Genomic DNA, 22,226 nt, shown 5'->3' with positions numbered 1-22,226 from the left:
TTGACTCAAAATATATACGCCACGCAACACTCTTGGCAAAATAAGTGGTATGAAGTTCGAACTTGGGTAAATCATTGGTTTTATTATTTTTCTTATAATTATCATTGGCTACGTGTAGAGCCAAAGTCTAATTCAAAAAATAAACTTATGTAATTAATGTTCGTGATTTTCGATTAAAAAAATAACAGAAAGGTCCCGCCCAAGGAATATATCGAGGTAAACCTGAATAACAAATTTTGTTTTCTACCTTTGTTAATGCAATTATCATCACATTTGTTTGCGAGCACTTACAAACTAAAATTAGTAATGAGATTGCTGCACCTCAAATGCATCAATAGGGCTGCACAATACGCCAATCAAGGCTTATAATTTTTTGTTAACTCTTACCCTTAAAAGAGACTTAAAATAATTTAAAAATGTTCTTTTCTAGTGTTTAACATGAGTGTATCTTCTACGTTGATTTTGAATACGTGTCAGCTAGCTTCAAAATTTTATCCACACAACAAGAGTCGTTAAATTTTTCATTGTTGAAATAAAACTCTTTCTATAAATACATGTTTATTAAGAGAATTTTACTTTTTTATTATAAATGCACTCGCCAATATATTAATTATCTAATACGTTATCTACATAGTTATCCACAAAATCTTATGTGGATTTATGATAAATTTCTTCTTTTATTACTTTCACTTAGATTCACAACTTTTTAAATTAAATAAATGGGCTCCAATTATGGCATCTGAAGCAGAAACACTCTCCAACCCGCTAGTACTAGTAGACGGCTCATCTTATTTGTTTAGGGCATATCATGTCCCTTATTTGCAAGCACTCTCCACGTCATACGGACAACCCACTGGAGCAATAACCGGTGTGTTGAATATGATAAAAAGCCTACAGAAAGATTATCCAGGTGGAAATATTGTGGTGGTGTTTGATGCCAAAGGGAAAACCTTTCGTAATGATATGTATTCAGAGTACAAAGCCAATCGCCCACCTATGCCGGATGATCTTAGAACTCAAATTGCTCCGCTACATGACATTATTCGAGCAATGGGTTTGCCACTGCTAGTAATAGAGGGAGTCGAAGCAGATGATGTGATTGGTACCCTAGCAAATCAAGCAACTAAATTAGGTATGGAAACTGTCATTTCCACCGGCGACAAAGATATGGCTCAGCTGGTGACTCCTCATGTACGACTTATCAATACCATGACCAAAGTAGAAATGGATGAAGCAGGTGTTGTCGAAAAGTTTGCAGTTAGACCAGACCAAATTATCGACTACCTCGCATTAATGGGTGACAAAGTCGACAACATTCCAGGAGTCGACAAGTGTGGTCCTAAAACAGCTGCAAAATGGCTAAATGAACATGGTTCGCTTAAAGAAGTCATGGCCAATGCTGACAACGTAAAAGGCAAAGTTGGCGAACATTTGCGTAATGCCCTTGGTCATTTGCCACTGTCCTACGAATTAGCAACCATTAAAGTTGATGTAGATTTACCTGAAAAAGTACAAGACATAAAAGCGACAACGGCCGATTTAGATAAGTTGCTTGCGCTGAGCAGTCAATTTGAGTTGAAAAGATTGGTAACCGAAACTCAACAAAGAATGGGACAATCTTCTAGTTCTCAAAGTTCTGAAGCAAATGAACAAAAAGACCAAAACTCTAATACCGCTAACTACGAAACTATTTTAACCCAAAGCGATTTTGATCTTTGGTTAGAAAAACTCAAATCAGCTGATATATTTGCATTTGATACAGAAACCACCAGTCTAAACTATATGGATGCTGAACTGGTAGGTGTATCATTTTCAGTATCGGTTGGTGAAGCGGCCTATGTTCCCGTCGCCCACGATTATTTGGACGCTCCTGAACAACTTGATCGCAATCAGGTATTAAATGCTCTTAAACCTCTTTTAGAAAACCCTTCGATTAAAAAAGTTGGGCAACATCTTAAGTATGACAAAAACGTACTCGCCAATTACAACATCAATTTACAAGGTATAGCCTATGATACTATGCTCGAGTCCTATGTATTCAATAGTGTCGCCACTCGGCATGATATGGATAGTTTGGCAGAAACCTATCTAGGTAAATCCACAATTCATTTTGAAGATATTGCTGGTAAAGGTGCTAAACAGCTTACGTTTAATCAAATCGAGATAGAAAAAGCGGCGCCCTACGCATCTGAAGACGCAGACATCACATTACAGCTTCACAATGTTCTATGGCAAAAGCTGAGTTTTGAAGAAGACTTAGTAAGTGTCTTTGAGGAAATTGAACTGCCGTTGTCTCCAGTTTTAGCCAAAATGGAACAATTTGGCGTGCTCATAGATAGTCAAAAACTTGCACAACAGAGCCAAGACTTAGCGTCGCGTATCTTGGAGCTAGAAAGAGAAGTACATGAGCTTGCTGGTGAAGAGTTTAATTTAGGATCTCCAAAACAATTGCAGGAAATTTTGTATAAAAAGATGGATTTGCCTGTTTTGAAGAAGACCCCTAAGGGAGCACCTTCCACAGCCGAAGAAGTGCTTCAGGAATTGGCCATCAATTATCCTTTGCCAAAATTATTGATGGAATATCGTGGCTTAAGTAAGTTAAAGAATACCTATACTGATAAATTGCCAAAAATGATTAATGCTCGAACTGGTAGAGTACACACCTCTTATCATCAAGCTATCGCGGCAACAGGCCGATTGTCTTCTACCGATCCGAATCTACAGAATATTCCCATTAGAACAGAAGAAGGCCGAAGAGTTAGACAAGCCTTTATTGCTAGAGATGGATATAAGATTGTTGCCGCTGATTATTCACAAATTGAGTTGCGCATAATGGCACATCTGTCCGGTGATAAGGGCCTTTTAAACGCATTTGCAACGGGGCAAGATATCCATACTGCAACGGCGTCTGAAGTATTCGATACTCCTATTGAAGAAGTCACTGTAGACCAACGTAGAAATGCGAAGGCAATTAACTTTGGTCTTATTTATGGCATGTCAGCGTTTGGTTTATCCAAACAACTTAATATCCCAAGACACGATGCCCAAAAATATATGGATCTATATTTCGAACGCTACCCAATGGTATTAACCTATATGGAAGACACCAGACAAATTGCTAAAGAAAAAGGTTATGTCTCTACTGTTTTTGGGCGGCGTTTATATCTTCCTGAAATTAATGCTAGTAATGGCATGCGTCGTAAAGGAGCTGAACGAGCAGCGATAAACGCCCCCATGCAAGGTACGGCTGCAGATATCATCAAAAAAGCCATGTTGGTAGTCGATCAGTGGATTGAAACTTTGCCTTTTGATGATGTTCGCATGATCATGCAAGTACATGACGAATTAATTTTTGAAATTAAACAACAAAAGTTATCTGAGTATCAAAACAAAATAATTTCGCTAATGGAACAAGCTGTGCAATTAGATGTTCCGCTTATTGTTGCTGCTGGGGTTGGCGAAAATTGGGACGAAGCACATTAGCGCCTCATATTTTAGAAAGGTTATTTAATACCAAAACGCTCTTGGCTTATTAGTACTTTTTAACTAGACTTCGAGCCGTAGGGTACAGAGGTCAGATATTATCTAACCTTTGCTTGAACCTCGGCCTTGTGCCGAGGTTTTTTTTATCTGCAAATATTTTTTAATTAATTTTGAACTTTATGATTTAAGAAACCTCTTATGTACAGTTTATGTGTGTCTCTATGTGTTTTAACCCCATTCTTTAATGGGGTTTTTTTTGCCTAAAATTCAGCCTGTTTAAGTAACTGCGTTAATAAACAGCAGAATAGATATCGATAGAATTAGAAAAAATGTAGTTTAATTACGAAAGGTGGAAATATTTTTTAATTTAGTCGGTCTATATAAAGAGTTTTATGTGTTCTCAATTTTTTGGCCCTACCTAATTTGTGTAGGGCTTTTTTATGTTTTATGAGCTAAACCGTTTTCCTTTCATACCCATACCAACTGTCCAATTTTCGTTCTAGGTTTTCTAGTCCAATACCACTAAGAGAAGAAAACACATCTACTGATACATCACCACAAAAAGCCATCGCTGCTTCTCTAACCATCATCAATTGATTTTTACGCTTACCTGACTTTAACTTATCTGCCTTAGTAAGAAGTGCGAGTACCGGCAAGTCTGCTGCAACCGCCCAATGTATTAGTTCTTGGTCTAAATCTTTGAAAGGATGCCGAATATCCATCAATACTACCAACCCTTTAATACTTTCTCTTTTTTGCAGGTACTCTCCCAGAGATTTTTGCCATTTTTTCTTTATGGCAATTGGCACTTTTGCATAACCGTAACCAGGCAAATCTATTAATCTACGATTTTCATCCAATTGAAATACATTGATTAATTGTGTCCGACCGGGTGTTTTACTGGTCCTAGCCAAGCCTTTTTGTCGAGTTAATTTATTTAAGGCGCTGGATTTCCCAGCATTAGAGCGACCAGCAAAGGCTATTTCAATTCCTTCATCCGGTCCTAGGTGCGTAATATCAGGAGCACTGATACTAAACTTTGCTTGACTATAATGACTCACATGTTCTCCTGAAATCTCTGCAAAACTATTGTTATTATACTAATTTTTGTGATTATATCAGGGAAAAGGGTAATCGCTGCGCACTTAAAAATAGATAAAAATACAACTTATGTAATGAATTCATTTTACTGTCGTCGTAAATGTGTAAAATACCCAGTTAAGATTTTTAAGAATAGCCAGCTAATCAATTGCTTAATGAGATAAAGATGAAAAATATAGTTCTGCTAGTCTGTTTGTTTATAGGTTTTAATGTGAGTGCGGTTGAATCAGGTGACGCCGAAAACGGTAAAGCGATATCCGGTACCTGTGCTGCATGTCATGGGGCGGATGGGAATAGTTTAATCGCTATCAACCCAAAACTCGCTGGTCAACATAAAAACTATTTAGTTAAGCAGTTACAAGAATTTAAATTGGCCAGTCAAACTGGCGGTAAAGAAGGCAGAAATAACGCTGTGATGAATGGCATGGCAGCTGCACTGTCAGAGCAGGACATACTTGATTTATCTGCGTATTTTTCTAGTCAAGAAGCAACTCAGGGGGAGGCTTCAGAAGACGCCGTAGCTCAAGGCAGCAAACTCTATGTTGGTGGCGACTTACAGCGTGGTATCACGGCATGTATTGCTTGTCATGGGCCAAAAGGGAATGGTACCAGCCTATCTGGATTTCCCGATATTAGCGGGCAACACTCTGATTATATAGCCGCGCAGCTTAAAGCTTTTCGTTCTGGTGAAAGAGCTAATTCGCTTAATGGAATGATGGCAGATATTGCCAAAAGAATGACTGACAAGGATATTGAAGTTATCTCAAGCTACGTTGCTGGACTTCATTAATCACAGTTTTTCGCGACTAGCCAATGACGCAATTATTGGTTAGTCGGTGTTACTCTTCAGAAAAAGTTCATTTTTTTGTATCCCAATTGTAAATAAGTTGTAAATTTTTATTTATCCTGTATTCTCTCGTGCAAATAAAAACAAAATGGAATTACAAGCTGTTAGCTTGTCACGGAAGTAGCAAAACCTCAGCAGTAGTTTTGCCTTTGAAAGCCTTACGGGAAAACACGGACGAAAAATAAAGTGTCAGGAAGACCTATAACAATAAAGTATCTTTGTTAATAATAATAATAAGTGAAGATGCAAAGGATTGATCTTGTTTAGGATGAACAAATATTGGGAGAAGTGTCAGACGACACTCTTATCTATGAAAAAGCGATAGTTCAACTATCGCTTTTTTTCTGTCAAAAATTCGCTGTTATCACGCTTGTACTAAGGTAGAATCACGCCCATATTAAGGCCCTACACAGGTGAGCTATGGCTAGGCAGAAAAAATCTCGTAAAGTTGGTAAAATTGGTGTCGCCAAAACATCTTCAAATGTACGTAAACCAACTGAAAAGCGTGTAAAAAAACATCTCGGAAAACCAGCTGGAAGTCGCAACAGCGCGGCACTTACAGACAGCCAAGGACCTAAAAAGGTCGTTAAGGATCCGAGGCATGGCAGTAAGAAACCCGTTAGCTTGATTGTAGAAACAAGCGAACAAAAAACTGTACCCAAGAAAATAAAGTACTTTTCTCCGACTCAAGAGCTGGCCGCAATTGAACAAGATCCACGGCTAGCTACACTTTTGAACAAACTTGAAAAGGATAAAAAAATATCCAGAGAAGATCAACAATATGTAGATCAAACCTTAGCGAGACATAAAGTACTTTGTGATTTACTTGGTATTAGCAACGACGATGAAAATCACCAAGAGACTTCAGAGCAAGAAATCGACGTATTTTCGCAGTTTGAATCTATCGATATTAATGACTTTAAAGATTAAGCATAAGTAGCTATATATGAACATGCTGTTGTTGCTTGTCCCATTAATTATTATTGCTACCTTGGCTTTTTATGCAGGTTCATTGCTGTTTAAGTTAAAACTACAGCAGCAAATACGAGAGCAAAAAACTCAGCAACGAATCGAAAACATATGCCAAAGTATCCAAACTATTGCCAAAGCCATGGAACAACAGCAATGTAACCTGTCAGAAGGAAGTATAAGGCTGTATCACCTTTTAGAAGCCTTACCCATAAAAGACAAACCGAATTTTGGTCAGCAGTTTCCAATTCTATATTCACTTTACGACCAGATAAAAATGCTACCCACTCATGAAGCTAGAAAAGCGCAAAGTAAAATTGAAATCAGGCGCCAAGATACCCATAGGGAAGAACTAGAAGCTAAGCTAGAAACACAAATATTGATTGAGATTTCGATATTGAAAACCTTTAATTTGTTAGCAATCTCGAAATCTTAGCTTTTAGCGTCCAGAATACTACTTTCATAACAAAAACAGTTTGTTGTATGATCGTTTACCATGCCTACAGCTTGCATAAATGCATAACATATCGTTGTTCCTACGAACGAAAACCCCTGTTTTTTAAGTGCCTTTGCCATTTTATCTGACTGCGGCGTTGAAGTAGGCACATCGCTTTTGGAGGACCATCTATTGACGATGGTTTTGCCGTCAACAAATTGCCAAATATAATCGCTAAAAGTCATTCCAGACGCTTCTATAGCTAAATATGCTCTAGCGTTTTTTATAATTGATTGGATTTTTAGTCGGTTACGAACGATTCCAGAGTTTTGCATTAAACGATCCACATCCTCTTCAGTGAATATTGATATTTTTGTAGGATCGAAATTGCAAAACGCCTCCTCATAATTGGTTTGTTTCTTTAATATAGTAATCCAACTCAATCCCGCTTGTTGGCCATCAAGGCAGAGTTTTGCATACAATTCTTGACTGTTTGTTACCGCCCTTCCCCAAACATTGTCATGGTAATTTTGATAGGTTTTATCTTCACTTACCCAACTACAGCGTAATTTTGCCATTTGGAGCTCACTTCTTATGTCTAAATGCTGTTTTAATCGCCTTTAAGCCTACATAGACTCCGCGACAAAAGGTATACTTGCCGGCGTTTTTTTAAAATTAATTATTCGAAAGGCCTAAGTTGGCTGAGGAAATGCTAGAGAATATGCAAAAGTTTGATTGTAAGACATTTCAAGGACTCATTTTGGCGCTTCAAGATTATTGGGCGCGACAGGGTTGTGTGATAATCCAACCACTAGATATGGAAGTGGGTGCAGGTACATTCCATCCAATGACATTCCTAAGGTCAATAGGCCCAGAACCCATTAGCAGTGCCTATGTGCAACCTTGTAGACGCCCTACTGATGGTCGTTACGGCGAAAATCCTAATAGACTCCAACATTACTATCAGTTTCAGGTAATGCTTAAACCCTCACCAGACAATATTCAAGAATTGTACTTAGGTTCTCTAAGAGAGCTTGGGTTTGATCCTTTAGTGCATGATATTAGATTTGTAGAAGACAATTGGGAATCACCGACTCTTGGCGCCTGGGGTCTTGGTTGGGAAGTATGGTTGAATGGCATGGAAGTCACACAATTTACTTATTTTCAGCAAGTGGGTGGTCTAGAGTGTTCTCCGGTAACCGGTGAAATAACTTATGGTCTTGAACGTTTAGCCATGTACATTCAAGGCGTTGATAGCATATATGATTTAGTATGGACAGATGGACCTATGGGTACAGTCACGTACGGTGACGTATTTCATCAAAACGAAGTAGAGCAATCAGCCTATAACTTCGAACATGCTGATGTTGAGGCGTTGTTCGCAACTTTTGATCAATGTGAAAAAGACAGCGAAAAGTTGATTGCAGCTAACCTACCGTTACCTGCATATGAACAAGTGATGAAGGCATCGCACGCATTTAATTTATTAGATGCGAGACATGCGATTTCAGTTACAGAACGGCAACGTTATATTTTAAGGGTCAGGACCCTTTCTAAGGCCTGCGCAAAAGTTTATTACGAAGCGCGAGAAGCACTTGGCTTTCCAATGTGTAAGAAGGAGAAGTAGCCATGCGAACTGATAATTTATTAATTGAGATTGGAACAGAAGAACTTCCGCCAAAATCCTTGGCCAAATTGGCCCTTGCATTCAAAGATAATATCGAGTCTGCATTTAGTCAGAGTGATTTCTCATTTGGTCAGATTAACTGGTATGCATCACCTCGTCGCTTAGCAGTGATAGTTGAAAATTTATCAGAGTTCCAAGCGGACAAGCAAGTAGAGAAACGCGGTCCAGCCGTTTCTGCTGCATTTGATGCAAATGGAGAACCTACAAAGGCAGCACAAGGCTGGGCGCGTTCCAATGGAATAGAAGTTAACCAAGCTGAACGTTTAAAAACCGATAAGGGCGAATGGTTATTATATCAAGCGCAAGTAAAAGGACAGGCTATAGCACAGCTTTTGGCCGCGATAGTTGAAGAAGCACTAAAAGGGCTACCTATCCCCAAACCAATGCGTTGGGGTGCAAAAAGTACGCAGTTTATTAGGCCAATTCATACGGTTACCATGCTTTACGGTGCGGACCTTATTGAAGGAAAGGTGCTAGATGTGCCTTCAGCACGTATTATTAATGGTCATAGATTTCATACTGACGCTCCATTTGAATTAAACAATGCAAACAATTATCTAACCGAACTCAAACAACACTATGTAATTGCAGACCATAGTCAGCGCAAGGCAATAATTCTTGAGCAGATTCAGGATTTAGCTAAACAAGAAGACGCCGTTGCTGATATAAACGATGAGCTTTTAGATGAAGTAACTGCATTGGTAGAGTGGCCAGTAGCACTAATGGCGAATTTTGATGAGTCTTTCTTAGCGGTTCCCAAAGAAGCGCTCATTTACACTATGAAAGATGACCAAAAATACTTTCCTTTGTTAGATGGTAACGGCCATTTAAAGTCCAAGTTTATTTTTATCACTAATATAGAAAGTAAAGACCCGCAGACTATTGTTAGCGGTAACGAAAAAGTCATTCGCCCAAGGTTAGCTGACGCAGAATTTTTCTTTAACACTGATAAAAAACAAACCTTGGAATCGCGTCTCGAGAGTTTAAAAACTGTATTGTTTCAAAAACAATTGGGTACAGTTTACGAAAAATCACAACGTATTGCGTCTATGGCAAAGAATATTGCTGCAATGGTTGGCGCCGATCAAGATGCCTCTTATCGAGCAGGATTGTTGTGTAAAACTGATTTAATGACAAATATGGTTATGGAGTTTCCTGATGTTCAAGGCGTTATGGGCATGCATTACGCGCGAGTTGACGGCGAAGCAGAGACTGTAGCGGTAGCATTGAATGAACAATATATGCCGCGTTTTGCGGGTGATAAATTGCCTACGAACGATGTCAGTCTATGTGTAGCGTTGGCGGATAAGATAGATACCTTAGTTGGTATTTTTGGGATTGGACAAACCCCCAAAGGTGATAAGGACCCCTTTGCTTTGCGTCGCGCTTCAATTGGTGTGTTGCGAATAATTGTTGAGAAGAATCTGCCCTTAGATTTAGTTGATTTGGTTGGGGCATCGATTTCGACTTTCGAGGGAAAAGTAAAGACGCAAGAGCTTCAAACTAAGGTAGTTGATTTTGTATTGGCGCGATTTAGAGCATGGTACGCCGAACAAGGTGTTGCCGCTGGTGTAGTACAAGCAGTAGCAGCTAACCGCCCTACTCGTCCTGCTGATTTTGCAGCTAGAGTTGAAGCAGTGAAATCCTTCAACACATTGGAATCGGCAGAAGCGCTTGCCGCAGCGAATAAACGAGTAGCCAATATATTGGCTAAGAATGCCATTAATGAAGAGATCAGTTTTGATTCTGCTCTGATTCAAGAACCGGCTGAAAAGGCGTTAGCAGACGGTCTGGAGCTTGTTGAAGCGCAGATTCAACCAATGATTGAACAGTCTGATTATGCTAGCGCTTTGACTGTGTTGGCGGAACTAAGACAGCCGATTGATGCTTTTTTCGAGAATGTTATGGTAATGGCTGAAGATGAGTCAATTAGGCGAAATCGATTATCATTATTATCACGTCTTAGAGGTTTGTTCTTGTGCTGCGCAGATATATCAGTATTAAATTAGATTTCGCAAACTTAATAATTTTAGGACGTTAAATCAGATGAAGAAAATAGGTTTTGTATCTGTGGCCATTCTTGCTAACTTGCTAAGTGGTTGTGCGACTAATGTTATTGATACATTTAATACTGAACGAAATTATGACGGTCTCTATCTTAGAGGTGTTTTTTCTTGGTGGGAAGCCGACGAAAAATATAAGTTAGTAGAGGTGTCTGATCAGGTTTATTCAACATCGATTGAATTGATAGCTGACGGTCAACCTTATGATTTTAAGTTCGCCGACTCTAGTTGGACTCCGGGGATGAACTGTGGTTTTGCAAATGAATCGGATAGAATTATTGAAGTTGGAGAGTTAGTCTCGTCTAACTGTGATACCACAGATGAGAACTTTCAATTTACACCTATGGAAACTGGGTTGTTTGAATTCACCATTGATTTCAGTGGATTCGGTGCGCCAAAAGTATCGATAAGTAATATAACCCATTGATTTTAAATATAAAAAAGGCCGCTAATCAGCGGCCTTTTTTTTGACTATTAATTGTTACACATCTAAATTCGCAACTTTAAGTGCATTGTCTTCAATAAATGCTCGTCTTGGTTCAACTTGGTCACCCATTAGGGTGGTGAAGAGTTGATCTGCTCCAACAGCATCCTCGATAGTCACCTGAAGCATTCTGCGAGAGGCAGGATCCATTGTCGTTTCCCACAGCTGACTAGGGTTCATTTCCCCTAGCCCTTTATATCGTTGAATGTATTGACCACGTTTAGATTCAGCCATTAACCAATCGAGCGCATCTACAAATGTAGAAATGGATTTGGTTTTATCATTACGCTTAACGTATCCACCTGCCTCAATCATTCCATTTATTGCCTGATTAAGAGATTTGATGCGTATATATTCATTTGAATTGACGAACTCATGGTCGATTCTATATTCAGTGTCTATACCATGAAGTCTTATAATAATAACCACAAACCAGTTATTTCTTTCTGAGTTATGGCGCACTTCAAACGAATAGGTGGCTCCATCGATTTCATCATCGGTAAGCCCTTTGGTAAATTCTTCAGCAAAATGTGTTAGTTTCTGCTCATCGTTCACATCTTCAGGCTCTAAAGTAACGCTGTAGACCAACTTATTGAGTATCACTTCTGGCATCAGTCGACTGATACGGGCAATCATAGCCACAGTCTCTTGATACTGTTTGACTAAACTTTCTAATGCCACTCCTGAAATTGCAGGTGCGTTTTCGTTTACATGAAGCGATGCATTGTCTAAGGCGATTGACGTTAGATACTTAGTCAAAGAATCATCGTCCTTTAGGTATTGTTCTTGTTTACCTTTTTTAGTTTTATAGAGTGGTGGTTGGGCAATATAGACATAACCTCGCTCAATAATTTCTGGCATTTGTCTGTAGAAAAACGTAAGTAACAAGGTGCGGATGTGAGAACCATCGACGTCAGCATCGGTCATGATAATGATACTATGATAACGCAGTTTTTCTGGATCGTATTCATCCCTACCAATTCCACAGCCTAGTGCGGTAATTAATGTTGCTACTTCCTGGGATGAAAGCATTTTATCGAATCGAGCTTTCTCAACGTTCAAAATTTTACCTTTGAGCGGCAATATGGCTTGGTTTTTCCGATTTCTTCCCTGCTTTGCAGAACCTCCAGCAGAGTCCCCTTCCACTATATATAATTCTGAAAGAGCGGGATCTTTTTCTTGGCAGTCTGCTAATTTGCCTGGTAGGCCAGCAATGTCTAATGCGCCTTTGCGACGAGTCATTTCTCGGGCTTTTCGAGCTGCTTCTCGTGCTCGTGCTGCATCAACAATTTTCATTATGATATTTTTAGCGACTGTTGGGTTTTCGATGAGGTATTCAGCTAATTTTTCGCCCATGGCTTGTTCAACTGCTGATTTAACTTCTGAAGAAACAAGTTTATCTTTAGTTTGTGAAGAGAATTTTGGATCGGGAACTTTTACAGATATCACGGCAGTGAGGCCCTCTCGAGCATCATCTCCACTTGCAGAGACATCCACAGCGTTTTTACCTTTTCCTTTGTTTAGACCTTCAGAACTCATGTAATTATTGAGTGTGCGAGTTAATGCTCCTCTAAAACCACTTAAGTGAGCACCACCATCTCGTTGAGGTATATTGTTGGTAAAACAAAGTATTTGTTCTTTGTAGGAATCGTTCCATTGCATCGCAACTTCTACAATTATGCCATCGTCTTTTTCTAGTGAAAAATAGAACACTTCTGTATTAACTGGTGTTTTATTTAAGTTTAAGTAATCAACAAAAGCACGAATACCACCTTCAAAAAAGAAGTGCTCTTGTTTATCTTCGTCACGTTCGTCAAGAATGCGGATTGAAACGCCTGAGTTCAGAAATGATAGTTCTCTGATTCGCTTAACCAATATATCGAAGTGAAAAGTAATGTCAGAAAAGATAGTCGAACTTGGCCAAAATCTAACTTCTGTACCGCTCTCTGTCGCATCACCTATTACGGCTAAAGGAGCAGTTGGTTCGCCTAAGTGGTATTCCTGTTCATGTAGTTTGCCTTCACGTCTTACCGTTAATACTAATTTGTCACTCAAGGCATTTACAACTGATACCCCTACACCATGTAGTCCACCAGAAACTTTATATCCAGAATCTTCACCGCCGAACTTACCACCTGCATGTAGTACAGTCATGATAACTTCCGCAGCAGATACGCCTTCTTCAGGGTGAATAGCGGTAGGTATTCCGCGACCATTATCCCTTACTGAAACAGAGCCATCTAAGTGAATTTTTACGATAATCTCACTGCAATGTCCCGCCAATGCTTCATCAATAGAGTTATCTAAAATTTCAAAAACCATGTGATGTAAACCAGAACCGTCATCTGTATCACCGATATACATTCCCGGTCTTTTTCTTACGGCATCAAGTCCTTTTAGTACCTTGATACTCGCCGAATCATAAACATTTTCTTCTGACATTTGACTAAGTCTCCTCTTTCACCTGGCCATGTTCCACGTGAAACACTTTCTTATCGTTATTGTGCTTTAAAAAATCGAGTTGTTTGATATCTATAGCGGTAACAAACAACTGTGTGTCAATCGTGTTTAAACTTGTAATAAACACTTTTCTCTTTTCTTCATCTAACTCAGCACCAACATCATCCAATAGGAAAATTGAACTTTTCGAAGTCTGTTGATGCAAATATTGTGTTTGCGCAAGTTGCATACCTGCGACTAACATTCGTAACTGCCCTCTTGATAAAACCTCATGAGCGTTCAAACCCTGAGTTTTGATTCTTAAATCAGCCTTATGAGGACCAACGCTAAGGAATCCATATTTAAGATCACGAGGACGATGTTTTGTGACTGATTCTGCCAACGTGTGACCTTTATCCCACCCCCTATAATACGAAATTTCAAAGGAAAACTCAGGTAAAAAAGTCTTTAAATTCGTATAAATTAACTGCTTAAGATGATCGTTTAGTAATTTTTCTCGATTATCGGTTATTAGCTCTCCCCTTTCACAAAGTAGTTCCTGCCAGTAACCATAATCTTGACTATGAGAACTACTTTTATAAAGGGAGTTTAGCTGTCGTAATCCCCTATTATAAATTTGAAAATCTAAGTTAAAAGACTGTTCCACGTGAAACAACATCCAATCCAAGTAGCGCCTTCTAAGCTTGGGCGCACCCAACAACAAATCAGAACTTTGTGGTGTAAATATTTGAATAGGAAGGTAACTAGCTAAATCTGTCGCTCGTTTCGACTTTTGACCATTGATATTAACAACGCAACTATCATCTGTTTGTCTACTAATACCAAATTTTTGATATTTATCCTTATCCTCTACAGTAGAGCAAAATACCGTAAAACCGGATTTTTGATGACTTATCACATTTTTATGTTTGTGGGTACGGAACGAGCGAGCATATCCTAAATAGTGTAAAGCTTCTAAAATAGACGACTTACCACTACCGTTCTCACCAAGAAATATATTCATATTTCCATGGACTACCAGTGACAAATCATCAATATTCCGAAAATGCTTTATCTGGAGCTTGTCCAGTTTCATGAATATCGCAACTTCGAATAAACGCTAATTACAATCTCATCGGCATTATTACGTACAGCGCAGAGTCATCCTTGGCATCTTCTATTAATGCACTACTGTTGGAGTCAGCCAATGTAATACGGACTTCGTCACAACTAAGTCCATTCATAACATCGATCAAATACGCTACATTAAAACCGATTTCGAGTCTGTCACCTTGATAATCGACGTCTACTATTTCCTCGGCCTCTTCTTGTTCGGGATTGTTTGCAGTAATTTTGAGTTCACTATTCGAGAGATTTAAGCGTACCCCTCTGAACTTTTCATTTGATAAAATAGAGGCCCTCGAAAAAGCATGCTTTAACACATCTTTACTCGACTCAATTTTCTTATCACCATCTTTTGGCAACACTCGCCTATAATCAGGAAAACGCCCATCCACTAGTTTACTAGTAAATATAAAGTCGGTAGAGAAAATTCTAATATGATTCGAACCGACCTGTACCTTGACTAACTTATCGTTATCTTCAATCAACCTAAGTATTTCCAGCACGCCTTTACGTGGGATAATTACCTGACGATTTGGCAAAGTGGCATTAGTATAACTGAGGCGACACAACGCCAACCTATGCCCATCTGTAGCAACTGTGCGGATAAGGTTATCTTCTGTTTCAAGGGACATACCGTTGAGATAATAACGCACATCTTGCTGCGCCATACAAAAATGCGTACTGTCAATAAGTCGCTTAAGATCAGATTGCGGTATCTCAAACTCCAACTCGCCCTGCCAATCTTCTAAATTAGGATAATCATCTGCAGCCAAAGTAGATAAACTATATTTACTACGACCGGATTTCAGTAACGCTTTATTGGACTCGACACTGAAATCAATGTTGCTACCCTCGTTTAATCCTCTACAGATATCCAACAATTTCTTGGCAGGAACTGTAATTTCGCCTTCAACAAACTCACCACTCAATGTTACGTTAGAAATCAACTCGACCTCTAAATCCGTACCAGTTAACCACAGTGAGTTATCACTAACTTTAATCAAAACATTAGACAATATAGGCAGCGTATGGCGACGCTCGACTGCGCCAGAAACCAACTGAAGTGGCTGCAAGAAGTTTTCCCTACTGATGCTAAATTTCATCTTTTTACTCGTGAATTTTTATGAAGACAATGTGCGAATTAAGTTCTGATAGTCTTCTTTTATATCATGACTTTCTTCCCTTAGCTGTACTATTTTTCTGCAAGCGTGCAATACAGTCGTATGATCACGACCACCGAACGCATCGCCAATCTCTGGCAAACTATGATTGGTTAATTCTTTAGATAACGCCATGGCCATTTGTCTCGGTCTAGCTACACTGCGACTGCGTCGTTTTGATAAAATATCAGCCATCTTGATTTTGTAATACTCAGCCACAGTTTTTTGAATATTATCAATAGTCACTAATTTTTCTTGTAACGCTAATAAATCCCGAAGCGCCTCGCGCACAAAGTCAATAGTAATAGGACGTCCCGTAAAGTTAGCATTGGCAATAACTCGATTCAATGCCCCTTCTAGCTCACGTACATTTGACCTTAGCCGTTTAGCTATAAAAAACGCGACTTCATCTGGCAAGAAAATTTTGTTTTCAACAGCCTTTCTCATCAAAATAGCCACCCGAGTTTCTAATTCTGGCGGTTCAATAGCAATAGTTAAGCCCCAACCAAACCTTGATTTTAAACGGTCTTCTACTCCAACTATCTCCTTTGGATAGCGATCAGACGTTAGGATGATTTGCTGATTACCTTCTAACAAAGCGTTAAAGGTATGAAAAAACTCTTCTTGTGAGCGTTCTTTATTGGCAAAAAACTGAATATCATCTATGAGTAGCGCGTCAACAGAACGGTAATATCGTTTAAATTCTTCTATCGCATTATTTTGTAAAGCCTTAACCATGTCTTGTACGAACCGCTCGGAATGCATATATACAACAGTTGCATTCTTTTTCTTGTCCATTATTCCGTTACCAACAGCATGTAATAAATGGGTTTTACCTAAACCCGTACCACCGTATATAAATAAAGGATTATAAGCACCACCAGGGTTATCAGCGACTTGCTGTGAAGCAGCCCTTGCAAGTTGGTTTGATTTACCTTCGACAAAGTTGTCGAACTTATAGGTTAAGTTAATATTGCTTTTATGGGTCGCCGCTATTGGTACAGTACTACCAATATTTGGAACCGCAACCGATGGGTTGGTGGAAACCGCTGGACTATCTTTAGGTTGACCAATTTGCTCAACCACAGTTGGTGGATAATTCGTTGCCCCAAACTTCTTGTTTGTTTCGATATTCGCTACTTTAACTTCGAAGCGCAATTGCGGAGCTTTATCACCACAAAACTCGGCCAATAAATTATTGATTTGTGAAAAGTATTTATCTCTAACCCAATCTAATACAAAACGATTAGGTGCGAAAAGCGTGATGTAAGCGTCGGCATATTCTGCCTGAAGTGGTCTTATCCACATACTAAACTGCTGAATAGGTAAATCCTGTTGTAACCTATCAAGACACTGATTCCATATAGACATCAAAAAAAACGACTCCATCCTTATAAATAAAGGGTCAAAATAAGACAAAAAAGGAATTACAACACAAAAGTGAAAAGTAATAGTTGAGTTATTATTAAGCAGTTAAAAGCCAAACCTAAAACTGATTGTGAATTATCTCGCTAATCACCTCATTAACGCAACATACATTTTAAATTAATTTGAAATAACAATAAAAATACTTATATCTTTTTGTTTTAATTATGTTTTTCGATAATTTACAATGATAGTGTTCAGCAACATTATCTTCCGCTTACACGCATTTTTGATGCCAAATATCTGTGTAATCACAAAATAAACCGTAATAATTTGAATAAACTGTGGATAAAATGAACATTTTAAATAGTTATCATCTTCTCATGGAAACCAATCCTAAACCCTACGCAAAATAGAACGTTAATACTTGGACTAATATATTGACAACAAGCCAAGTGATCTCTATTATTCAGCGTCATTTTTGAGCACGGTGATTATCTCGAAGCGGTTATCATATAAATGCTCATTTTGTTTAAACCTTATGTATAGCGGGACTAGGTCATGAAAAGAACTTTTCAACCAAGCAACTTAAAGCGTAAGCGTTCACACGGTTTTCGTGCCCGTATGGCGACTAAAAATGGCCGCAAGGTTATTGCCAATCGTCGTGCTAAAGGCCGTGCGCGTTTATCAGCTTAATTATCCAAGGTGGGTGAAAATAATTTTTCTCGGGAGCTAAGGCTACTTACTCCCACCCACTTTGAATATGTCTTCAGTAATGCAATTCCATCTGTTTCACCTCAAATTACCTTACTTGCCAGAATTAATACTTCAAATAATCCTCGTTTAGGCATCACTTTAGCCAAAAAACGAGTCAAATATGCACACGACAGAAACAGACTTAAACGTGTCATACGTGAAAGCTTTCGTCTACAACGTCATTCGTTACCAAATATTGATATAGTAGTAGTAGGTAAAAGTGGATTAGATAAACTTTCGAATCAGGAATTGTTTTCTTTGCTGAGTAAATTATGGAAAAAATTAGCGTCGCGCTGCGAAAAATCCCAATTGGGATAATTAGACTCTATCAAATGGTGCTTTCACCAATGCTAGGACCAACCTGTAGATTTCATCCAAGTTGTTCTCACTATGCAATTGACGCTATTGTTAAACACGGAATAATAAAAGGGTCTTGGTTATCTATGCAACGCATACTAAAATGCCATCCACTCAATGATGGTGGATATGATCCAGTGCCAGAAAAAAAACAAAATAAACAATGATTTTTATAATTATGCCCTCATAAATAGTCAGGTCATAAGTAAAACAGTAACATCGCCGTGGTTTAATGTTTTGACATGAATAAGTCACACACATAATAAGTAGTTAATTAGAGTATTTTATGGAATCCCAACGCAGTTTTTTATTGATTGGCCTTGCTATGGTCGGCTTTCTATTATGGCAACAATGGCAGTTAGATTATGGACCTAAACCAGTTGAAACAGCTCAAACTGTTAATCAACAACAAAATATCACTTCCGATATGCCTACCAGTTCAGAGGACGTTCCAGTTGCCTCTTCAAATGGACAAAATTACCTAGCAAGTAGTGTTCAGTCTGGGAAAACCATTTTGATTAAAACCGATACCCTTGATCTAACAATAGATACTGTTGGTGGTGACGTTATATCAGCCAATCTAGTTAAATTTCCTGTCGAACAAAACTCAAAAGACTCATACAGTTTATTAAGACCAACCGGCGAAGACCTGTTTATTGCTCAAAGTGGTTTAGTTGGTAAAGATGGTCCTGATAGTAAAGGGCGTCCTACTTATACTGCAACTGAAAACAGCTATACACTTGTAGGCGAATCTTTAACGGTCCCCCTTACATTAGTTACTCCTGAAGGCGTAAAAATCACTAAGAACTTTGTATTTACAAAGGACAGTCACAAAATAGACGTTAGTTATATTATTGAAAACAACACTAGTGATACAAAACAACTACAACAGTTTGGTCAACTTAAACAAAGTATGCTCAAAGAAGATGGCAGTATGTTTATGCCAACTTATAGAGGCGCCGCATATTCAACAGAAGAAGACAAATACGAGAAGTTTGATTTTGATGACATGCTCGACAAAAATCTGAAGAAATCTACTCCAGCTGGCTGGGCAGCCATGATAGAGCATTATTTTGTATCAGCATGGGTTCCACCTCAAAACGAAACCAATAATTTATATAGTCGAGTTTTACAAAACACCAACGGTGTAATTGGTTTTACGGGTCAATCAATCACTATCCAACCCGGCGAAACCACCACAATTTCTAGTGCTTTATATCTTGGTCCAAAAGATCAAGATACCTTAGCTGAAATAGCTAGAGGATTAGATCTGACAGTTGATTACGGCTTTTTGTGGATGATATCGAAATACTTATTCTTCTTTTTGCAATTTATTCATAGTTTAGTAGGAAACTGGGGATTCTCGATAATATTGATCACCATAGTTGTAAAAGGTGCAATGTATCCCCTTACTAAAAAGCAATACGAATCTATGGCAAAGATGCGAGCATTAAAACCCAAAATGGATGCGCTGAAAGAGCGTTATGGGGAAGACAAACAAAAAATGCAAAAAGCTATGATGGAAATGTACAAGAAGGATAAAGTTAACCCTATGGGTGGCTGTTTCCCTTTACTGTTACAAATGCCAATTTTCTTAGCTTTGTACTGGGTTCTTCTGGAAAGTGTTGAACTGAGACATGCCGATTTTATATTCTGGATCACAGATTTAAGTGCAAAAGACCCGTACTTTGTCTTACCTGTGTTAACTGGACTAAGCATGTATTTACTGCAAAAGCTGCAACCTATGACAATGACAGATCCTATGCAGCAAAAAATAATGCAGTTTATGCCTGTTGCTATGAGTCTATTCTTCTTTATATTCCCTGCAGGATTAGTACTTTACTGGTTAATAAGTAATGTTATTACTTTGATTCAAGCTAAGATAATCTATGCATCAATGGAAAAGCGCGGCTTAAGTACCAAGTAAATCCTTAGTTTTAATTGAAGCCCGTTTTATACTTAATCAGCATATAAAACGGGCTTTTTTGTACATACAATTAATAAACATCATCTGCAAAATTTAGGAACCCCAATGCCATCATTAGATATAGTTTCAGAAATTGACTTGCCCGAATTACGTAATGCTGTTGAAAACGCCAATAGAGAACTCAGTACACGTTTTGATTTTAGAGGTGTCGAAGCAAGTTTCGAGTTAAAAGAAACAATAGTTACCATGACCGCTGATAACGATTTCCAACTCAAGCAAATGCTCGATATCCTCAGAGGTACCTGCGTAAAACGTAACGTTGACACTGCGGCCTTTGAAGAAAAAGACGTACAGCACATAGGCAAAATCTACAAACAGGCCATTGCCTTCAAGCAAGGTATCGAACAACCTGTTGCCAAAAAACTCATCAAATTAATTAAAGATGCAAAATTAAAAGTACAAGCGCAAATTCAAGGTGAGCAAGTGCGAGTTACCGGTAAGAAACGTGATGATTTGCAACAAGTTATGGCATTGGCGAAAGCAGCCGATTTAGAACAACCCTTACAATTTACCAATTTCAGAGACTAAGTCACCTTATGCACACTTCAGGATTATCATTGCAACAAGACACTATTGTAGCCCAAGCTACTGCTCCTGGCCGCGGTGGTGTTGGGATAATCCGAGTTTCTGGCAATCTCGCCAATATAGTTGCTGAAAAAATATTAGGTAAAACCCCCGAAGTGCGTAAAGCAGAATATTTAGCATTTTCTGATAGCAACAACACTGTTATTGACCAAGGCATAGCATTATTCTTTAAAGCGCCAAACTCATTTACCGGTGAAGATGTATTGGAATTGCAGGGCCATGGCGGGCAAGTAGTGTTGGATATGTTGCTCAATGCGATTTTGAAACTTCCCGAAATTCGCATTGCTAAGCCAGGAGAATTTAGTGAACGAGCTTTCTTAAATGATAAATTAGACTTAGCCCAAGCTGAAGCTATAGCAGACCTCATCGATGCCAGTTCTGAACAAGCGGCAAAAGGAGCACTACGTTCTTTACAGGGTGCATTTTCTCAACAAATTCATGCTTTAGTAGAACAAGTCATCCACTTACGAATGTATGTCGAAGCTGCCATCGATTTTCCTGATGAAGAAATCGACTTTCTAAGCGACGGTAAAATTCAAAAAGACCTCGAAACTATTATCCAATCTTTTGAGACTTTGCGGCAACAAACCAAACAAGGCGCTCTACTAAGAGAAGGTATGAGAGTCGTGATAGCAGGTAAACCCAACGCTGGGAAATCCAGTTTGCTCAATGCCTTGGCAGGAAAAGATGCAGCCATAGTCACAGATATAGCCGGCACTACCCGGGATGTACTTAAAGAGCATATCCATATTGACGGTATGCCACTACATATAATCGATACTGCCGGTTTAAGAGACAGTCCAGATACAGTTGAAAAAATAGGAATTGAACGAGCATGGCAAGAAATTCGTCAAGCCGATCGGGTGTTATTTATGTTAGACAGTACTGAGTCTAGTGAAACCCAACCTGAAAAAATTTGGCCTGAATTTTATCAGCAACTCCCCCAAAATATAGGTCTCAGCGTAATCCGTAATAAAATAGACCTGAGTAATGAGTCTGTTGGCATTGATGAAAGCGGCAAATATCCAGTAATTTCGATGTCCGCTAGCAATCAATTGGGTTTAAACTTTTTAACTGAACACTTAAAAGATTGCATGGGATTTAATGCTAGTTCAGAGGGACAATTCATTGCCCGTAGACGACATCTAGATGCCATCGACAGGGCTGCAGAACATTTATACCTAGGGAAATACCAATTAGAGGATAACCTAGCTGGTGAATTACTGGCTGAGGAATTACGGATTACTCAACAACACCTAAATGAAATCACCGGTGAATTTACTTCGGACGACCTACTTACCAAAATATTCTCATCTTTTTGCATTGGCAAATAATAAATCTACATAACATTTAACGATAGAATTAGGCATGGTGATCTATTA

The 22,226-nt window shown here is 38.7% G+C and carries 19 protein-coding genes; 13 read left to right on the top strand and 6 right to left on the bottom strand.

What is annotated here, in order from left to right; all coding sequences use genetic code 11:
* Window positions 1-732: 732 nt before the first annotated feature.
* Window positions 733-3,483, top strand: coding sequence for a DNA polymerase I (polA, locus tag KO534_RS09000; protein WP_215929317.1), 2,751 nt, complete (start codon window positions 733-735; stop codon window positions 3,481-3,483).
* Between the two features lie 452 nt (window positions 3,484-3,935).
* Here polA and yihA read toward each other — a convergent pair whose 3' ends face one another.
* Entirely contained in the window at window positions 3,936-4,544 is a 609-nt protein-coding gene (gene yihA, locus KO534_RS08995; protein WP_215929316.1) for a ribosome biogenesis GTP-binding protein YihA/YsxC, read from the bottom strand.
* A gap of 206 nt (window positions 4,545-4,750) precedes the next feature.
* Between yihA and KO534_RS08990 the strand changes: the two genes are divergently transcribed.
* From KO534_RS08990 to KO534_RS08980, 3 genes are all read left to right on the top strand, one after another.
* On the top strand, window positions 4,751-5,374 hold the full coding sequence (locus KO534_RS08990; RefSeq protein ID WP_215929315.1) for a c-type cytochrome: 624 nt from the start codon (window positions 4,751-4,753) through the stop codon (window positions 5,372-5,374).
* Window positions 5,375-5,851: 477 nt separating this feature from the next.
* The gene (gene yihI / locus KO534_RS08985) at window positions 5,852-6,361 is read left to right on the top strand and encodes a Der GTPase-activating protein YihI (RefSeq protein ID WP_215929314.1); all 510 of its coding nucleotides are present in this window, start codon (window positions 5,852-5,854) and stop codon (window positions 6,359-6,361) included.
* A 16-nt stretch (window positions 6,362-6,377) separates the two neighbouring features.
* A complete protein-coding gene (locus KO534_RS08980; protein ID WP_215929313.1) occupies window positions 6,378-6,836 on the top strand; it encodes a DUF2489 domain-containing protein in 459 nt (152 codons plus the stop codon).
* Here KO534_RS08980 and KO534_RS08975 read toward each other — a convergent pair.
* Entirely contained in the window at window positions 6,833-7,414 is a 582-nt protein-coding gene (locus KO534_RS08975) for a DNA-3-methyladenine glycosylase I (protein WP_215929312.1), read from the bottom strand. The two genes, KO534_RS08980 and KO534_RS08975, sit on opposite strands and share 4 nt — an antisense overlap.
* A 143-nt stretch (window positions 7,415-7,557) precedes the next feature.
* Between KO534_RS08975 and glyQ the strand changes: the two genes are divergently transcribed.
* From glyQ to KO534_RS08960, 3 genes are read left to right on the top strand one after another with little or no spacing between them, the layout of a single operon-like run.
* The gene (gene glyQ, locus KO534_RS08970; protein ID WP_215929311.1) at window positions 7,558-8,463 is read left to right on the top strand and encodes a glycine--tRNA ligase subunit alpha; all 906 of its coding nucleotides are present in this window, start codon (window positions 7,558-7,560) and stop codon (window positions 8,461-8,463) included.
* Window positions 8,464-8,465: 2 nt separating this feature from the next.
* On the top strand, window positions 8,466-10,532 hold the full coding sequence (gene glyS / locus KO534_RS08965) for a glycine--tRNA ligase subunit beta (protein WP_215929310.1): 2,067 nt from the start codon (window positions 8,466-8,468) through the stop codon (window positions 10,530-10,532).
* Between the two features lie 37 nt (window positions 10,533-10,569).
* The gene (locus tag KO534_RS08960; protein ID WP_215929309.1) at window positions 10,570-11,013 is read left to right on the top strand and encodes a hypothetical protein; all 444 of its coding nucleotides are present in this window, start codon (window positions 10,570-10,572) and stop codon (window positions 11,011-11,013) included.
* Window positions 11,014-11,067: 54 nt separating this feature from the next.
* On the opposite strand, the gene gyrB is transcribed toward KO534_RS08960, so the two are convergent.
* Genes gyrB through dnaA form a run of 4 tightly spaced genes read right to left on the bottom strand, consistent with a single transcriptional unit; the run spans window position 11,068 to window position 17,165 of the window.
* Complete coding sequence (gene gyrB / locus KO534_RS08955; protein ID WP_215929308.1) at window positions 11,068-13,512, bottom strand: DNA topoisomerase (ATP-hydrolyzing) subunit B; 2,445 nt, start codon at window positions 13,510-13,512, stop codon at window positions 11,068-11,070.
* Between the two features lie 4 nt (window positions 13,513-13,516).
* On the bottom strand, window positions 13,517-14,605 hold the full coding sequence (gene recF, locus KO534_RS08950; RefSeq protein ID WP_215929307.1) for a DNA replication/repair protein RecF: 1,089 nt from the start codon (window positions 14,603-14,605) through the stop codon (window positions 13,517-13,519).
* 28 nt (window positions 14,606-14,633) lie between these two features.
* The gene (gene dnaN / locus KO534_RS08945; protein WP_215929306.1) at window positions 14,634-15,737 is read right to left on the bottom strand and encodes a DNA polymerase III subunit beta; all 1,104 of its coding nucleotides are present in this window, start codon (window positions 15,735-15,737) and stop codon (window positions 14,634-14,636) included.
* 18 nt (window positions 15,738-15,755) lie between these two features.
* On the bottom strand, window positions 15,756-17,165 hold the full coding sequence (gene dnaA, locus KO534_RS08940) for a chromosomal replication initiator protein DnaA (protein WP_215929305.1): 1,410 nt from the start codon (window positions 17,163-17,165) through the stop codon (window positions 15,756-15,758).
* A gap of 555 nt (window positions 17,166-17,720) precedes the next feature.
* Here dnaA and rpmH point away from each other — a divergent pair.
* The 6 genes from rpmH (at window position 17,721) to mnmE (ending at window position 22,178) form a co-directional block, all read left to right on the top strand.
* Window positions 17,721-17,855, top strand: coding sequence for a 50S ribosomal protein L34 (rpmH, locus tag KO534_RS08935; RefSeq protein ID WP_007615483.1), 135 nt, complete (start codon window positions 17,721-17,723; stop codon window positions 17,853-17,855).
* Between the two features lie 9 nt (window positions 17,856-17,864).
* Window positions 17,865-18,233 (top strand): ribonuclease P protein component, encoded by a 369-nt coding sequence (rnpA, locus tag KO534_RS08930; protein ID WP_215929304.1) that lies wholly within the window; start codon window positions 17,865-17,867, stop codon window positions 18,231-18,233.
* On the top strand, window positions 18,188-18,439 hold the full coding sequence (gene yidD, locus KO534_RS08925) for a membrane protein insertion efficiency factor YidD (protein ID WP_215929303.1): 252 nt from the start codon (window positions 18,188-18,190) through the stop codon (window positions 18,437-18,439). Before rnpA ends, yidD begins: the two co-directional genes overlap by 46 nt.
* A gap of 119 nt (window positions 18,440-18,558) precedes the next feature.
* On the top strand, window positions 18,559-20,199 hold the full coding sequence (gene yidC / locus KO534_RS08920) for a membrane protein insertase YidC (protein WP_215929302.1): 1,641 nt from the start codon (window positions 18,559-18,561) through the stop codon (window positions 20,197-20,199).
* Window positions 20,200-20,304: 105 nt separating this feature from the next.
* Entirely contained in the window at window positions 20,305-20,787 is a 483-nt protein-coding gene (locus KO534_RS08915) for a YajQ family cyclic di-GMP-binding protein (RefSeq protein ID WP_215929301.1), read from the top strand.
* A gap of 8 nt (window positions 20,788-20,795) precedes the next feature.
* On the top strand, window positions 20,796-22,178 hold the full coding sequence (gene mnmE / locus KO534_RS08910) for a tRNA uridine-5-carboxymethylaminomethyl(34) synthesis GTPase MnmE (protein ID WP_215929300.1): 1,383 nt from the start codon (window positions 20,796-20,798) through the stop codon (window positions 22,176-22,178).
* The last annotated feature ends 48 nt before the right edge of the window (window positions 22,179-22,226 follow it).

This window comes from Paraglaciecola arctica (genome assembly GCF_018861065.1).
Classification (GTDB): domain Bacteria; phylum Pseudomonadota; class Gammaproteobacteria; order Enterobacterales; family Alteromonadaceae; genus Paraglaciecola; species Paraglaciecola arctica_B.
The sequence above is the reverse complement of the archived record's forward strand: the minus strand, read 5'-3'. Positions and strand labels throughout refer to the sequence as shown.

Bases quoted from the DNA above. Each gene is read 5' to 3' on its own strand.
- gyrB (WP_215929308.1), bottom strand. From the start codon at position 13,512: ATGTCAGAAGAAAATGTTTATGATTCGGCGAGTATCAAGGTACTAAAA.
- yidC (WP_215929302.1), top strand. From the start codon at position 18,559: ATGGAATCCCAACGCAGTTTTTTATTGATTGGCCTTGCTATGGTCGGC.
- dnaN (WP_215929306.1), bottom strand. From the start codon at position 15,737: ATGAAATTTAGCATCAGTAGGGAAAACTTCTTGCAGCCACTTCAGTTG.
- KO534_RS08990 (WP_215929315.1), top strand. From the start codon at position 4,751: ATGAAAAATATAGTTCTGCTAGTCTGTTTGTTTATAGGTTTTAATGTG.
- KO534_RS08960 (WP_215929309.1), top strand. From the start codon at position 10,570: ATGAAGAAAATAGGTTTTGTATCTGTGGCCATTCTTGCTAACTTGCTA.
- mnmE (WP_215929300.1), top strand. From the start codon at position 20,796: ATGCACACTTCAGGATTATCATTGCAACAAGACACTATTGTAGCCCAA.
- dnaA (WP_215929305.1), bottom strand. From the start codon at position 17,165: ATGTCTATATGGAATCAGTGTCTTGATAGGTTACAACAGGATTTACCT.
- yihI (WP_215929314.1), top strand. From the start codon at position 5,852: ATGGCTAGGCAGAAAAAATCTCGTAAAGTTGGTAAAATTGGTGTCGCC.
- glyQ (WP_215929311.1), top strand. From the start codon at position 7,558: ATGCAAAAGTTTGATTGTAAGACATTTCAAGGACTCATTTTGGCGCTT.
- glyS (WP_215929310.1), top strand. From the start codon at position 8,466: ATGCGAACTGATAATTTATTAATTGAGATTGGAACAGAAGAACTTCCG.
- KO534_RS08975 (WP_215929312.1), bottom strand. From the start codon at position 7,414: ATGGCAAAATTACGCTGTAGTTGGGTAAGTGAAGATAAAACCTATCAA.
- recF (WP_215929307.1), bottom strand. From the start codon at position 14,605: ATGAAACTGGACAAGCTCCAGATAAAGCATTTTCGGAATATTGATGAT.
- KO534_RS08915 (WP_215929301.1), top strand. From the start codon at position 20,305: ATGCCATCATTAGATATAGTTTCAGAAATTGACTTGCCCGAATTACGT.
- polA (WP_215929317.1), top strand. From the start codon at position 733: ATGGCATCTGAAGCAGAAACACTCTCCAACCCGCTAGTACTAGTAGAC.
- KO534_RS08980 (WP_215929313.1), top strand. From the start codon at position 6,378: ATGAACATGCTGTTGTTGCTTGTCCCATTAATTATTATTGCTACCTTG.
- rpmH (WP_007615483.1), top strand. From the start codon at position 17,721: ATGAAAAGAACTTTTCAACCAAGCAACTTAAAGCGTAAGCGTTCACAC.
- yidD (WP_215929303.1), top strand. From the start codon at position 18,188: ATGGAAAAAATTAGCGTCGCGCTGCGAAAAATCCCAATTGGGATAATT.